Here is a 14,525-nt window from a genome sequence, read left to right as displayed (position 1 = left end):
TTCCTTAAATAATATACAATGAAAGCATATATATATCTAATAATGACTGTATTGTTCCTGGCTTCCTGTGAGAAAGCCGAGGAGTTGAAGTACAGCCATTCTGCAAATATCTTTTTCCAGTTTAATAGTGGAGCAGACCGGGACAGTATGGTTTACACCTTTGCTTACCGCCCTACAATTCCACAAGACACAGTGTGGTTACTGGTACGCTTAACCGGTACACGTACAGCTACTGATCGTTATTTTACCGCGCGTATCGAGAAAGATTCTTCCACCGCTCAGGAAGGCTTGCATTATGAGCCTTTGAAAGAACAATACGCTATCCCTGCAGATCGGGGCTGGACTTATATCCCATTTGTTGTTTATAACAAAGACAAACAGTTGGAAAACCGTTCTGTGTCTGCAATCATCAAATTAAATCCTTCTGAGGATTTTGGAATTGAAAATCCATCGATCATCAGAGCTAAAGTCGTTTTTTCGTCGAAGCTTGAGAAGCCAAGTTGGTGGGATATGTGGTTGGGAGGCTATTATTCAAGGACCAAGCATGAGTTATTTATTCTTACCACAGGGAGGACCTCTCTAACTACTGCTGGTCTTGATGCTCCAATGAACCTTTATTTCACAGGTATTCTTACCACCATGCTGAACAACCCTTTCAATTGGGTTCAGAAAAATCCTGCTAAAGGATATGTTTTGACGCCTGTTAATGAAGGTTCAACCGATAGTTATTATTTCTACAATACAGCTAACCCTGCAAGGAAGATGCTTCTGCGGAAGAATAATCAGATCAACAAGTACTTTTTTATTGATGAAAACGGGCAAGAGGTAAATTAAAAATACTGAATTATGAATTTTAGAAGAACATTAATACTACTAGCTGTATTCCTGACCTCACTGACTGCTTGTTATGAAGATCTGGGTGACTATGATATAAATATGCCCGAGAATCCCGGACTTACCAATCTTGACACTGTTTATAAAGCAAACGTTGGTGATAGTCTTATTATCACACCTAAGCTAAGTGTTCAAAATACCTCCGATTTCGAGTTTGAGTGGCGTATTACAGTAATCGAAACTGGTCAGGTATTTAATTATAAAGGATCCTCCTTGAAAACTATATTCGGTTTACAGGCAAAACGTTATCCAGCTCGTCTTACGGTCATCAATAAAAGTAACGGGATGAGGTATTTTTATAATTTTAGTATAGAAGGTAAAACTCAATTTGGCAGCGGAACATCGGTTTTGAGTCAGGAGAACGGTAAAACCCAATTCTCCTTCATCAAACCAGATGGAACGGTTCAGGCCCGCCTTTACGAAGCCATGCATCAAAAGGACTTACCTGCTAATCCCAGGTATCTGTATCTGTTGAAGAACCAATTTACTGGAAATACCCCTCTCGGTTACTGGATTATTACCAGCAATGGTGGTGTTCGCCTGGAACATAATACTATGCTGGAGGATCCGAAAAACCCATCAACCCTTGCTAATAACTTTTTTGATGCACCCGAAACTATTAATATCGGGTCTTTGAAAGCACAAAGTCAGGGCGTTTTAACCGGAGTTATTAATGGTAAGCTCTATGGAGGTACCACATCAACCTGGGATCAGGCAGCTACTTATGGAATGTTCGGGTTTCCGGCTGATGGTGATTATGAATTGGCAAGCTCTTTCATTTTAAGTTCGGCTCAAAATGGTACTTACTTCATCGGTTTCGATAAAAACAGGAAACAGTTCTTGAGATTCAATTTGTATGGAGCACCTATGTATTTTGGAACACAGTATGCCGTTTCCAGCACAACCATTTTTGACCCCTTGAACGTTGGAATGGATCTTATTCATATGGAGCAGTTGAATAATGCGGATTGCTTCGCTTACTTCAAAGGTACGGATGGTAAGGTATATGAACTTAAGTTTAACGTGGAATTCAACGGTCCTTTCCAATTTACTCCACAGCATAAACGGGTTTTTGTTAATCAAAGCATTATCGATGCAAACACCTTATGGCAGGGAGCTAAAGTTGGCGTGATCTATCTCGCTTCCGGAAATAAAGTGTATCGCTACAATCCACTGAATGAGGAACTAAGGGATTTAGCGCCAGACCTTGGTGGAAAGAAGGTGACGATGATCAAACTTTCAGAAGATGAGCAAACACTGGTAGTTGGCGTAGAAAATGAATTGCATTACCTCGATATCAGTACCGGAAAGAATGGAGCATTTATTAAGAAAATTAGTGGAATACCAGGGACTCCTGTAGATATGGCTGTCCGTTAGTTTAATGAATAATAGAAAAACATGAAAAATAAACTTTTTATAACATTATTATCAGCTATTCCTGCGATAGGTATGGCTCAAACGGGCCCTTTTACCCTTAGTGGGAAAGTGGGTAATTTAAATTCTCCTGCAAAGGTTTACCTGGACTATATGTCGGAGGGTAAGAGCATGTCTGACTCGGCCATACTGAAAAACGGTGTATTCACTTTTCAGGGCAAAGTAACTGGGCCATCTTACTCGAGGATTATTATAGCACATAAGGGAGAACCAAAGCAACAGGTAGCTTATGGAGGTGATTTGATGCTGTTCTATATGGGAGCGGAAAAAATGACACTATCCTCTAAAGATTCATTAAAATACGCAACTGTAAAAGGCTCTAAAATTAATGATGAATATCAAGCCTTTATAAAGAGAATCGGAGGTACTATGCAAGAGCTAACCGCCAATGCAAACGCTGAATTTTCCAGGCTTAGTCCTGAACAGCAAAAGGATACTGCCTTCTTTAATGTAGTTGACAGGAACTTCCGCCAGGCTATCAGACAAAGGGAAACCAAGATGATCCAGTTTGCGAAAGAGAATCCAAATTCATTTTTCAGCGTAGTTGCTCTTTCTGAGGCTGCTGGCTCTAAAGTAGATCTGCCTGTATTCGAACCCATATTCCTTGCGTTAAATCCTACTCTTAGAAATTCAGATGCAGGAAAAGAATTTGCCGTCAGGATAAATGCTGCAAAAATTACGGTTAATGGAGCAACAGCTCCTGACTTCACACAAAATGATGTGAACGATAAGCCGGTAAAGCTTTCAGATTTCAGAGGTAAATACGTACTGATCGATTTTTGGGCAAGCTGGTGCGGTCCATGCCGGGCAGAGAACCCGAACCTGAAAGAAGCTTACAATAAATATAAGGATAAGAACTTTACAGTACTGGGTGTATCACTTGATCAACCCGGTAAAAAGGCTGCATGGCTTGCAGCAATTGAAAAAGACGGGCTTACCTGGACCAATGTTTCTGACCTTAACTACTGGAATAATCAGGCAGCTAAGCTTTATGGAGTACGGGCGGTACCTCAGAATTTTCTTGTCGATCCTAACGGAAAGATCGTTGCTCAAAATCTAAGGGGCAAGGAACTATTCACAAAGCTTGAAAGCTTATTAGGAAATTAATAAGGCAGAGCTATTTCTTGAGAAGCTCTTACTCGCCGCAAGGAGGTAAGAGCTTCTTCTTTTGCCCCCATTTTTACACACACACACACACACACACACACACACACACACACGACCTCCGAAAGACATATAATGAAAGTCTCTTTAAGCAATGCATTTCATCTTTAAAACGTAACCACTCCTAAAAAATGGGTGCTGTATCTAATTCAGGTGTATACGACTGGTAGCTAGCTTTTGAAAAAGTCAAACTGTTAAACGCCGAAGCAACTTTATTCTTTCAACAATTTTTCGGCTCTGAACACATTGTCTGCTGCCTGAAGTATTTTATCCCTTAACCGGGGATTGTAATTAGGATGAGTTCTCAGAAATTCTTTTGCTACCTGTGCTGCCTCTGAACTTTGGTATGTATTCCAGATACTGTTGAGCCAGGATTGGGGAAAGAATATATCGCCAGTCCGTTGTATCTCATCGAGCATGTTCAAGCTTTCCCCAAGATATTTTATAGCAGAGTTCTGACGTAGAGGATGGTTTAGGTAAGTTAATGCCGTAGTTACCCAGGCTTCTTTTTGTCTGTTTTCAGGCTTTTTTAAACTGTTAAAAAAAGCATCCCTTACTTTTGGATCTGCCGATAAAGCCGGAATAAGGAAGTCTATCCGCTCTTTCCGGTCATTGTTACTTATCCGATCTCGCTGATCCTGCAAAACAGGCGTTAGTGTGTCACTTTTCAAAGCAATAGAAAAGGCAATTGAAGTATAGTCATCCTCCGATAATTTAAGCCCTTCAGGCGCTTCCTGCTTTTGCCAGATGTTCAACATCCTTGACTTCGCTGCAGAACTCATATAAACACTTTGATACGTTTGAAAAATAACTTTTTTATGATTTGCTTCTGATCGTCTGGGAATCGCCTCCCATAGTTTTTTTTCTAAAATTGCTGAGACTGCTGGCCTATCCGCTGCTGAAGTAAGGTTCCAGTAGATGCTGGAAATATAGCCGCATAACAGTCGCAGGTTCATTTCATCGTTCTCTCTCGTGATACCGATTTTAAGTAATTGCAGTAACTCTGCAGGCTTGTAATAACGTCCTGCCAACATGTTTTCATACGCAGCAATATAAGCTACAGCCCGGTGCAAAGGATTCTTCAGAGAGAATAAAAGCGAATCTAAGTCTCTATCGTTTGGAAATAAACCGTATCCTGTTCCATCTGAATTAAAAATGATATATTCAGGTTTTGGAAGTCCGATTGCTTCTGGAATATCTGCTTCCGCATCTTTTATGTTCACGGAAATAATCTTGTTCCCGCTTGGATAGGCCATTATTAATTGGAAAACTTGTGGCCAGCACCTTTTAACTCCACTTTCTGGTTTTTGTAATAGCGTAAAATTCTTTATTCTATTTCCCTCATATTTTATAACGTAATCGAATACAGGTCGACCAGGTAGATTGACCCATACTTTGTTCCATTCATACAGGTTAAAGTTGCTGTACTTACTCAAAATAGAGATCAGGTCTGGCCAGGTAGCATTATTGTAAGCATATTTTTTAAGGTATTCCTGTATTCCTTGCCTGAATTGATCCTCACCCATCAAAGACTCCAGTTGACGCATCATAATCGGAGCCTTATGGTAAATAATATTTCCATACATCGATCCTGCTTCCTGAAGATTATCCAACTGCTGACGTATGGGGTTAGCTCCTTGTGTGCGGTCAACACTATAAGCTGCAGGGTAATGGTCTTGCAGGAATTTCAGGTCGAAAGCTTCTGATCCCATTATTTTTCCGGCAATTTTATCTGCCATAAAATTGGCAAATACCTCCTTCATCCAGACATCATTGAACCATTCCATAGTTACCAGGTCTCCAAACCACATATGAGCAGTTTCGTGTGAAATTAAATTAGCGCGATTTATATGCTGATCTTTAGTAGCGCTTTCATCGAGGAATAAGCTGGAAGCTTTATACTGTACAGCTCCCGGGTGTTCCATGCCGCCGAATTGAAAATCAGGGATCGCTGCAAATCCGACTTTCTGGAAAGGAAAGGGGATACCTGTCCAGTTTTCCAAAAACGCTATCGCATCCTGGTGTGCCTTGAAAATAGAATCGGTGCTGAATTTAATTTTGGCAGTATCCGTTTCCCTATATAGCAGTTTTGCCCTAAAGCCGCTTACCTGTTTTTCAACTGTACTGAATTTTCCCGTTGTGAATGAAAATAAATATGTTGGAAGTTTTTCGCTAGCAGAAAATTGGTATTCCCGCCGGGTAGGATGATCCAGAACGTTTTTTTCTCTCGCAACGCTTATTGCTGTCCATTCTTTTGGAACTCGAAGTGTTAATGTAAATATGGCCTTTAGATCGGGCTGATCAAAGCATGGGAAAGTAAGTCGCGCCCGATCCGGAACAAATAAAGCGTAGATATACTCTTCATTCCGGTTCAAAGCTTCGTTTCCAGCAATAAAATTTATTTTTACCCTGTTGACACCTTTACGTAGACTAGCTGAAAGGATGATCAAATGTTCCCTCTCCAGCTTATAAAGAACTGGTTTTTCATCAATACGAACATCTTTAATGTGAGATGCATCCTGTTTGAAATCCAGTTGCAGGTCTTGTTCCGTTGACTGGAGGTAGAATGACACATCCACTGTGCCTTTGATCTCATCTGTTTTTCTCCCAGGAATGTCTAATATGATGTTATAATGGATCTGATCAATTACAGATTTTCGGTACTTAGCGAGTTGAATCGATACCCCTGGTTCTACTACTACAGACTTTTGTTGCGCCATAACAGTACTTAGAATAATAGAACATGTAAGGATGAGTTTTAGCAGAAGTTTCACTTTTACAAGTAACGAAATTTTTAAGTAGGAAACATCGTTTTCAATGCCAAAATACAGGACTATAAAGCTTCCTACTGTTGAAGGTTCAGATGTTTGAGAAAGCTTAAAAAAGGAAGGAGCGAGGGTAAGCCTATTTACTCCTCAATCTCCGCTAATCCAAAATGCTTGTCCGCTAGTTCCATTAAGGCCTCTTTCCTCAGTGGCTTATTAAGAAATGTAGTAACGTTCTTGTTGTCCAATGCCCTTTTATGATCGTCGGGATTCAGAGATGTAGTAAGCATTACAACAATTACCTTAGCCTTTTGGGCTTCATTTAATTTGTCATATTCGTCCAGAAATTCCCAACCATTCATTCCGGGCATATTTATATCAAGGAAGATGATTCCTGGCCGCGGTGTTTCGCCTGTATTTTGATATTTATTTAATTGACATAAAAAATCCAAGGCTGCTTGTCCTGAATTGGCAGTCTCTATATGGGCTTTGATACCTGTATTCTGTACTACTTTACGATGTAAAAAATTAGTAGCAAGGTCGTCGTCAACCAGTAAAATACAATCTAGATTTTTAAACTTACTCATTAATTTACCTGATCAGGAATGTTGAAATAAAATGTGCTTCCAAGCCCTGGTGTAGATTCGACTTCTAATACACCTTTGTGCAACTCGACAATTTTCTTGCAATTAGCAAGACCGATACCGTTTCCTTCATACTCTTCGCGACTATGCAGCCTTTGAAAGATCATGAAAATTTTATGGAAATGCTGCTTTTGAATGCCGATACCATTGTCGCTCACCTTAATCCTCCATTCATTTGGAAGTCTTTCTGATGAAATATTTATTACAGGCTCAATGCCTGGCTTACTAAACTTGATAGCGTTGTTTATAAGATTTTGAAGCAGCTGACGAAGTTCTACTGAATAACCATAGACTACGGGGAGGGACTCGATGTTTACGCTTGCATTCTTTTCTTGCACCTGGGAATTCAAGTCGAGAAGGACAGAACCTGCAACTTTGTCCAGATCCACTTTCTCTGCCTCTTTTGCCATTCCTATGCGGGAATAATCAAGCAGGGACTTTATTAGGGCCCGCATCCGTAATGATGCGCTTTCAATGAACCGTAAATATAGTGCTGCATTTTCGTCTAAAGCTTCAGTGTACTCGGCATTGAAAAGCTCTATAAAATTAATAACTGTTTGCAAGGGCTCCTGAAGGTCATGAGATGCGATATAAACAAATTGTTCCAATTCGCTATTCTTGAATTTGAGCTGATTGGAATATTGGCGCAGAGAAACTTCAGCTAGCATGCGTTCCGTTAAATCACGGGTAACTTTGGTAAACCCTATAAGTTCTAAGCTTTCATTATGAATTGCTGTGATACTGACGCTTGCCCAAAAGCGATCTCCATTCTTCTTGATTCTCCAACCTTCGTCTATCGCTTTTCCTTCTTTTTGTGCAGTGCTAATTAGATTTTCCGGTTTCTGGTTCTCACGGTCATTAGTAGAATAAAATAGTCGGAAATGTTTTCCTATAACCTCCTCCGATTGATACCCTTTAACTTTTTCTGCTCCTTTGTTCCAGGTTCTGATTATTCCCTCTGTATCAAGAAATAGAATAGCGTAATCTTCGATTTCACCGATCATATTCTCAATGTAGCTGCTATTTGTATCTCTAAGCATGAATTTGTTTAAGGAACAAGGATTACGCCAAAGGAAATTCACCTTGCCATGAGGGATAGGCGGCCTGAATTTGTAAATAAAGGGAATTTTTTTCCCCTTATATATAATAATCTGCGCATGCTTTTCTACAATAGATAGTGAATTGCAGGAGGGAACCTTTTTTTAAATTATATTTGCATGTACAACAATAACCCTTACCTTTGTATCAAATGAACATCAGAGATAGCAAATATGCCCAATGTCTGTACTTTACTTCTTCTGCTCTCGCACGGAAAGTAGAGAAGCTGGCAATTCAGGTGTGGAAGGCTGTTGATCTTCCTCCCAGTCATGCCTACCTGCTTATGGCGGTCCTGGAAGATCCGGGTATGCAACCTTCGGCTCTATCAGGCGAGTTACAGTTACAGCCTAGTACTGTAACGCGTCTTATTGAGAAACTTGAAGAAAAAAAGCTGGTAGTACGTACAACAGAAGGAAAGCTAACTAACGTTTATCCGACCCCTAAAGCAAAGGAACTTCAACCGAAAATGATAAAGTGCGTTCAGCAGTTTTCACAGCAGTATGCCGACTTGTTAGGCGTTGATGAGAGTAGTCGCCTGGTACAAGACATGGTGGCAATTGCTGACAAATTGAAATTATAAAAAAATTTAATACAAAGATTGTATATACAAATATATTATAAATTAAGGTTATGAAATACATTATTACAGGAGCAGCGGGCAACATATCAAAGCCGCTTGCAGAGCAGTTATTAGCGGCAGGTCACGAGGTTACAGTGATCGGACGTAATGCCGAGAATTTAAAATCACTAACTGATAAAGGAGCCAAGGCAGCTATTGGTAAATTGGAAGATTTGGAATTCCTGAAAAATACCTTCGCCGGCGCGGATGCGGTTTATACAATGTTTCCACCTCAATATGCTGCGCTTGACTTAAGTGTTTATCGCGATCTGGCTCTCAATTATGCCGAAGCTATCAAGGAAAATGGCATTCCATACGTAGTAAATTTAAGCAGTATTGGTGCGCATTTACCAGAGGGTGTAGGACCGGTAAGCGGCTTATACCTGGTTGAACAGGAATTTGCAAAACTGAGTGATGTCAATGTACTGCATTTACGACCTGGGTACTTCTACACAAATTTCTTTGGAAGTTTAGGAATGGTAGCCAACATGAATATCATTGGTAATAACTCAGGCGATGCGAATGGAAAAATTGTCCTTTCTCATCCTGGTGATATAGCAGAAGCTGCAACAGAAGAGCTTTTAAGTCTCTCATTTAAAGGTCAGTCAATTCGCTATCTGGTAAGCGATGAAAGAACACAAGGGGAAGTAGCCAAGATTTTAGGAACTGCAGTGGGTAAGCCAGAATTACCGTGGATTGCATTTACCGATGAAGAGAGTTATAATGGAATGCTGGGAGCGGGACTTCCGGAAGAAATGGCGAAAAAGTATGTAGAAATGGGAAGCGCGATGCGTTCAGGAAAGATGTTTGAAGACTTCCTGAGAAACCGTCCTCAAACCTTTGGGAAGATAAAGCTAGAGGACTTTGCAAAAGATTTTGCAGCTGCATATAATGCAGGTTAAGGGACTAGACAAACTTTGATCTGTTAGAATAACGAAGGTAGCTACCATGGCTCCCTTCGTTATAATTGCTGTTTATTGAAGTTCATATTCATACAGCTACCACTTTCTGTTTTTTGTATTCCCCTCTGCCGATAAACTTTAATTTTTTTTTAATTTTTAACTCTCTTATTTGTAAAGGTCATTGCTGAATAATGATCCTGGTACCAAGACCTGAAATATGAGCCATTAGGTAAAACTTATTGTTCTTATATTCATTTATCTCTCATCCCAGATTATCATTCCTTCGAAGGTAACAGCGGTTTACTGATTGTAATTTGAAACATTTTAAACGGTTAAGACAATATTTAAAATTAGTGAGGCGCTTCTCTGGCCGGAGGCCTATTTCTACTGAAAAAGTGAGAGCTCATGAGATATTGTTCTACTGGCTGAAATACAACTTATCAAGAAATCATTTTCTCCTATTATCGGGTGTTCTGGTTGGTTGTTCTGCTGGCTTAGCAGGGGTGTTTTTAAAGGTGCTTGTACATAGTATTCATAATTTAATTACCCGGAAAGTAATTTTTGAGGAACAAATCTTCTATTATGCCTGCTTACCATTCGTCGGCCTGGTATTTACTTCATTAATCGTGATCTTTATCTTCAAAGGTCAGGACAGGAAGGGGATCCCGGCGATCCTCTACGAAATTGCAAAGAATTCGAGTAATGTTGCTCCTGTTAAAATGTATTCTCAGATTATTCAAAGTGCAATAACTGTTGGCTTTGGTGGTTCTGCAGGGTTAGAAAGCCCGATCGCAGTTACAGGATCTGCTATAGGATCCAATTTTGCACAAACCTATAAGTTAAGTTATAAAGACAGAACACTTCTTCTTGCAGCTGGAGCCACTGCCGGAATTGCGGCTGCATTCAATGCTCCTATAGCCGGAATGATGTTTGCTTTCGAAATCCTCTTGACCGGAGTAGTTTTTACAGATTTTATTCCCTTAGTAGTTTCTGCTGTTTGTGGCAGTCTACTTTCAAAAGTAATTTTAAATGAAGAGACGCTTTTCCAATTTGGAAGGAGGCATTCCTTTGATTACCACAACATCGTTTTCTACCTGGCCCTTGGAATTGTTTGCGGCCTCTACGCCCGCTATTTCGTGGTGATATCCCAGAAAGTGGAACATTATTTTAAACAGCTGCAGCTTTCCCGCCTGCAGAAAGCGATTGCCGGTGGAGTGATTCTCTCTATGCTATGTCTTCTCTTTCCTCCTTTATTTGGCGAAGGCTATCAGAGCATTAAGGACATGATCAATGGTAAGATTATGGTAATTATTGAATACAGCTTTTTCAGATATCTGGATCTGGGTAACTGGATCGTTATTATTTTCTTTGCTTTAGTTTGCTTATTCAAGGCCTTTGCCGCTTCCATTACCATCCATAGTGGTGGCAATGGCGGTAATTTTGCCCCATCTTTATTTGCAGGAGGGGTGGTCGGCTATCTCTTTGCTACCATATGTATTCAATTAGGTATCGATAATGTTCCAGTTACTAATTTGATTATCGTAGGTATGGCAGGGGTTATGAGCGGCGTACTTTATGCTCCTTTAACCGCAATTTTCCTGATAGCCGAATCCAGCTCCGGCTACGATCTATTTCTGCCGCTTATGATGGTTTGTGTAATTTCCTTTTTAATAGCCAAGTGGTTTTCTGCAATTTCTCCAGATTTAAAAGATCTCGCTGATAGTGGGAAGATCTTTACGCACGAGTATGATAAGAACCTGTTGCTCCTCATTAATATATCATCACTACTTGAGAAGGACGTTTCAAAGATTGCTATTCATTCTTCAGTAAATGACTTAATAGAAGTTATTAAATCCGGAAGGAGAAATTTGGTTGCAGTTTTGGATGAAAATCAACACCTTGCTGGAACTATTTCAGTGGACGAGTTACGTCCCATTCTTTTTGATGAAATTAAACGCTCGGAAATCGGTCTGGGTCAACTCGTAAAGTTTCCTCCGGTGGTAGTATATGAGGATGAGGATATGACCGTAGTGGCCGATAAGTTTGACCAATCAGGGGTTTGGGTTTTACCCGTGCTTAATCCAGATGACCGGTTCGTTGGATTTATATCTAAATCCACTTTTTTAAACACCTACAGGGAGATACTTAAGGAGCATTCGGAAATGTGAAGTGGAAGGTGAGAACTTCTAAGACCATTAATATTCTTCTGTGCAGAATTAGCTCCATAAATAAAACGCCACACTATGAGAGTGCGGCGTCTACCTATACCTATATCAAAATTCTGACGAATTGAATAATGAGTCAAACCTATTGAGCTCTCATCTAAATTCCTAGATGATTCTCGTCACTTTTACTTCTCTTTCACTTATATTTTTAACCGTTCTGAGAAATATCACCAAGCTTGGCAACATCTTCCAAATCATACGGAGTTTCCTGATAAACAAAATAGTTGAGCCAGTTATTGAACAACAAGTTCGCATGGCTGGTCCAGCAAACGAGTGGTGTATTCTCTGGATTATCATCCCGGTAATAATTCTTCGGAACCGGAACCTCAAGGCCTTTCTTCACGTCTCTCACATACTCCTCATGAAGGGTCAGAGGAGAGTACTCTGAATGACCGGTAAGATAAAATTCCCGGCCACCCCGGGAATATACAATAGCAACCCCTGCATCAGGAGATTCAGCAAGAATGCGAAGATCGTCCTTGCCGGAAAGATCAGATTTTGCAATAGTAGTATGCCTGCTATGTGGAATGAAAAACTCGTCATCAAACCCTCTTAACAGGGAATGACCTTTTTCAGTAGCAGTATGCTTAAATACTCCAGACAATTTTTTCTCCAACGGCTTTTTCTCTACACCATAGAAGTGGTATAGCGCCGCTTGAGATGCCCAGCAGATATACAGCGTCGAAGTAACGTGTTTTCTAGCCCAGTCGAAGATCTGAGTGATCTCATTCCAGTAAGTAACCTCTTCAAATCTGAGCATTTCCACAGGAGCACCGGTAATGATGAGACCATCGTAGAAGTTCTCTTTAATTTCACCAAAGCCTTTATAAAACATCTCCAGGTGTTCTTCGGAAATGTTTTTAGAAGTGTGCGAATCCAATCTTAAAAACTCCACTTCAACCTGCAAAGGATTGTTAGACAATAAGCGAACGAAGTCCGTTTCTGCAGTAATTTTTAGAGGCATTAGATTGAGGATAAGGACACGCATAGGGCGAATATCTTGTGTATTCGCTCTCAGCTCACTCATTACAAATATATTTTCCTTCTTTAAAAGCTCTATCGCTGGCAAATTATTCGGAATCTTAACTGGCATTTACCTCTCCCTTGTTTTTATTAAGGCTGCAAAAATAAGAATAATACGCATGAACTCTAAACTTAGCAACGTCTCTGACTATTAAATGGCAATTCTAATACTTTGCCTTATCCTCGAACCACAGATCTTACTTTATTCTGATAAAGGGACAAGGGAGGGCTGACAAAAATGGTAGGGGTATTTGCTAAATTTGTTTGATGAAGAAAATTGGTTTTCTATCGTTTGGACATTGGTCCAAGCATCCTTCTTATAATACCCGCACAGCTGCTGATACCTTACTTCAATCTATCGACCTTGCTGTTGCGGCGGAAGAAATTGGATTAGACGGAGCTTACTTCCGTGTTCACCATTTTGCTGCTCAACTCGCATCGCCATTTCCTTTACTATCCGCAATCGGTGCAAAAACAAGCAAAATAGAGATTGGAACGGGTGTGATCGACATGCGTTACGAGAATCCCCTTTATATGGTTGAAGATGCCGGCGCTGCAGATCTTATTTCTGGAGGGCGTTTACAACTGGGAATAAGCAGAGGTTCACCGGAACAAGTGATCGATGGTTGGCGTCATTTTGGTTATGAGCCTGCCGAAGGTGAAACGGATGCAGATATGGGACGAAAAAAGGCTTTGGAATTCCTGGATAAACTCAAAGGTGTTGGGTTTGCTCAGCCTAATCCATACCCCATGTTTCCCAATCCCCCCGGCCTTCTACGCTTAGAACCGCACTCGGAAGGATTGCGAGAACGCATCTGGTGGGGGGCTGCATCTAATGCTACAGCGGTTTGGGCTGCAGAAAATGGTATGCATTTGCAAAGCTCTACTCTGAAATTTGACGAAAATGGCAAGCCCTTTCATGTACAGCAAGCAGAACAGATAAGGGCTTATAAAGAAGCCTGGAAGAAGGCTGGACATCCACATGAAGGTCGTGTTTCTGTAAGCCGTTCTATTTTTGCTTTAGTTAATGATCTTGACAGGTACTACTTCGGGCAGGAGGAACGAGGCAGTGATAAATTTGGTTACATCGAAAGAGATAAAAGAGCGATCTTCGGAAAGAGTTATGCAGCAGACCCGGATCAACTGATTAAGGAACTTGCAGAGGATGAAGCCATACAGGAAGCTGATACCCTGCTTTTGACCATACCTAATACCCTCGGCGTGGAATACAACGTTCATGTTCTGTCATCAATCCTGGAACATGTAGCTCCTGGACTGGGGTGGAGGTAAAAATAATTGTATATAAGCTTAAGAGGAGCCTTCGCAAACTGCGGGACAGATTCCGAAGGCGAAGGTTCTTACTTATTTAGCTGCTACCTCAACAGGGAAAGCAGGGACAAGCTTTTATCAGCAAACACATCAAGCGATTCTTTCTGTTCTTCCGGACTTACTTCTTTGCGTTCGAAACCCATTGTCCAATCCGGAAATTGTCGCTTATCGATCTTTCCTTCTTTTAAAGTTTGAACCCGGTAATGCCGGTTATCAACCAGCAATTTGTTATAAAGCTGCTTTATCTCGGTGTCTTCTCCCTCTATCAACTGCACGTACAGGCTTTTAAAACAGATCAGCATGCCCGTAATACCGTGCTTTGAATTTGCATCCCTAGACGTGTTTAGCAATTCCTCGAGCTCATGATCAGATAAAATTCTGGTTGGAATACTGGAATAAATAAGTTGATATAAAGCCATCCGCTTTTT

The 14,525-nt window shown here is 40.6% G+C and carries 12 protein-coding genes; 7 read left to right on the top strand and 5 right to left on the bottom strand.

Annotation, left to right across the window (positions count from 1 at the left end; genetic code table 11):
• The first annotated feature begins 18 nt into the window (after positions 1–18).
• From J4N24_RS13395 to J4N24_RS13385, 3 genes are read left to right on the top strand one after another with little or no spacing between them, the layout of a single operon-like run.
• A complete protein-coding gene (locus J4N24_RS13395) occupies positions 19–834 on the top strand; it encodes a DUF4843 domain-containing protein (RefSeq protein ID WP_207534195.1) in 816 nt (271 codons plus the stop codon).
• A 12-nt stretch (positions 835–846) separates the two neighbouring features.
• Complete coding sequence (locus tag J4N24_RS13390; RefSeq protein WP_207534194.1) at positions 847–2,271, top strand: PKD-like family lipoprotein; 1,425 nt, start codon at positions 847–849, stop codon at positions 2,269–2,271.
• Positions 2,272–2,292: 21 nt separating this feature from the next.
• Entirely contained in the window at positions 2,293–3,435 is a 1,143-nt protein-coding gene (locus tag J4N24_RS13385) for a TlpA disulfide reductase family protein (RefSeq protein WP_207534193.1), read from the top strand.
• Positions 3,436–3,704: 269 nt separating this feature from the next.
• Here the strand turns inward: J4N24_RS13385 and J4N24_RS13380 are convergent, their stop codons facing one another.
• The 3 genes from J4N24_RS13380 to J4N24_RS13370 all read right to left on the bottom strand — a co-directional run bounded on the left by J4N24_RS13380 (position 3,705) and on the right by J4N24_RS13370 (position 7,941).
• The gene (locus tag J4N24_RS13380) at positions 3,705–6,212 is read right to left on the bottom strand and encodes a M1 family metallopeptidase (protein ID WP_207534192.1); all 2,508 of its coding nucleotides are present in this window, start codon (positions 6,210–6,212) and stop codon (positions 3,705–3,707) included.
• Positions 6,213–6,400: 188 nt separating this feature from the next.
• On the bottom strand, positions 6,401–6,844 hold the full coding sequence (locus tag J4N24_RS13375) for a response regulator (RefSeq protein WP_207534191.1): 444 nt from the start codon (positions 6,842–6,844) through the stop codon (positions 6,401–6,403).
• Positions 6,844–7,941, bottom strand: a complete 1,098-nt coding sequence (locus J4N24_RS13370; protein ID WP_242691620.1) for a sensor histidine kinase — start codon at positions 7,939–7,941, stop codon at positions 6,844–6,846. Before J4N24_RS13370 ends, J4N24_RS13375 begins: the two co-directional genes overlap by 1 nt.
• A 209-nt stretch (positions 7,942–8,150) precedes the next feature.
• On the opposite strand from J4N24_RS13370, the gene J4N24_RS13365 reads away from it, so the two are divergent.
• From J4N24_RS13365 to J4N24_RS13355, 3 genes are all read left to right on the top strand, one after another.
• Positions 8,151–8,579 carry a MarR family winged helix-turn-helix transcriptional regulator gene (locus tag J4N24_RS13365; protein WP_207534190.1) on the top strand — a complete coding sequence of 143 codons (429 nt, stop codon included), beginning with the start codon at positions 8,151–8,153 and terminating at the stop codon, positions 8,577–8,579.
• Positions 8,580–8,629: 50 nt separating this feature from the next.
• Complete coding sequence (locus J4N24_RS13360; RefSeq protein WP_207534189.1) at positions 8,630–9,520, top strand: NAD(P)H-binding protein; 891 nt, start codon at positions 8,630–8,632, stop codon at positions 9,518–9,520.
• A gap of 353 nt (positions 9,521–9,873) precedes the next feature.
• The gene (locus tag J4N24_RS13355) at positions 9,874–11,688 is read left to right on the top strand and encodes a chloride channel protein (RefSeq protein ID WP_207534188.1); all 1,815 of its coding nucleotides are present in this window, start codon (positions 9,874–9,876) and stop codon (positions 11,686–11,688) included.
• A 205-nt stretch (positions 11,689–11,893) separates the two neighbouring features.
• Here J4N24_RS13355 and metA read toward each other — a convergent pair whose 3' ends face one another.
• Entirely contained in the window at positions 11,894–12,838 is a 945-nt protein-coding gene (gene metA, locus J4N24_RS13350; protein WP_207534187.1) for a homoserine O-acetyltransferase MetA, read from the bottom strand.
• A gap of 197 nt (positions 12,839–13,035) precedes the next feature.
• Between metA and J4N24_RS13345 the strand changes: the two genes are divergently transcribed.
• Positions 13,036–14,058 carry an LLM class flavin-dependent oxidoreductase gene (locus J4N24_RS13345; protein WP_207534186.1) on the top strand — a complete coding sequence of 341 codons (1,023 nt, stop codon included), beginning with the start codon at positions 13,036–13,038 and terminating at the stop codon, positions 14,056–14,058.
• A gap of 83 nt (positions 14,059–14,141) precedes the next feature.
• On the opposite strand, the gene J4N24_RS13340 is transcribed toward J4N24_RS13345, so the two are convergent.
• A complete protein-coding gene (locus J4N24_RS13340; protein ID WP_207534185.1) occupies positions 14,142–14,516 on the bottom strand; it encodes a BLUF domain-containing protein in 375 nt (124 codons plus the stop codon).
• Positions 14,517–14,525: the final 9 nt, after the last annotated feature.

It is taken from the genome of Desertivirga arenae, assembly GCF_017355785.1.
Classification (GTDB): Bacteria; Bacteroidota; Bacteroidia; order Sphingobacteriales; family Sphingobacteriaceae; genus Desertivirga; species Desertivirga arenae.
The sequence above is the reverse complement of the archived record's forward strand: the minus strand, read 5'-3'. Positions and strand labels throughout refer to the sequence as shown.

Coding starts and splice junctions, on each gene's coding strand:
- J4N24_RS13395 (WP_207534195.1), top strand. CDS start 19: ATGAAAGCATATATATATCTAATAATGACTGTATTGTTCCTGGCTTCC.
- J4N24_RS13390 (WP_207534194.1), top strand. CDS start 847: ATGAATTTTAGAAGAACATTAATACTACTAGCTGTATTCCTGACCTCA.
- J4N24_RS13385 (WP_207534193.1), top strand. CDS start 2,293: ATGAAAAATAAACTTTTTATAACATTATTATCAGCTATTCCTGCGATA.
- J4N24_RS13380 (WP_207534192.1), bottom strand. CDS start 6,212: ATGGCGCAACAAAAGTCTGTAGTAGTAGAACCAGGGGTATCGATTCAA.
- J4N24_RS13375 (WP_207534191.1), bottom strand. CDS start 6,844: ATGAGTAAGTTTAAAAATCTAGATTGTATTTTACTGGTTGACGACGAC.
- J4N24_RS13370 (WP_242691620.1), bottom strand. CDS start 7,941: ATGCTTAGAGATACAAATAGCAGCTACATTGAGAATATGATCGGTGAA.
- J4N24_RS13365 (WP_207534190.1), top strand. CDS start 8,151: ATGAACATCAGAGATAGCAAATATGCCCAATGTCTGTACTTTACTTCT.
- J4N24_RS13360 (WP_207534189.1), top strand. CDS start 8,630: ATGAAATACATTATTACAGGAGCAGCGGGCAACATATCAAAGCCGCTT.
- metA (WP_207534187.1), bottom strand. CDS start 12,838: ATGCCAGTTAAGATTCCGAATAATTTGCCAGCGATAGAGCTTTTAAAG.
- J4N24_RS13345 (WP_207534186.1), top strand. CDS start 13,036: ATGAAGAAAATTGGTTTTCTATCGTTTGGACATTGGTCCAAGCATCCT.
- J4N24_RS13340 (WP_207534185.1), bottom strand. CDS start 14,516: ATGGCTTTATATCAACTTATTTATTCCAGTATTCCAACCAGAATTTTA.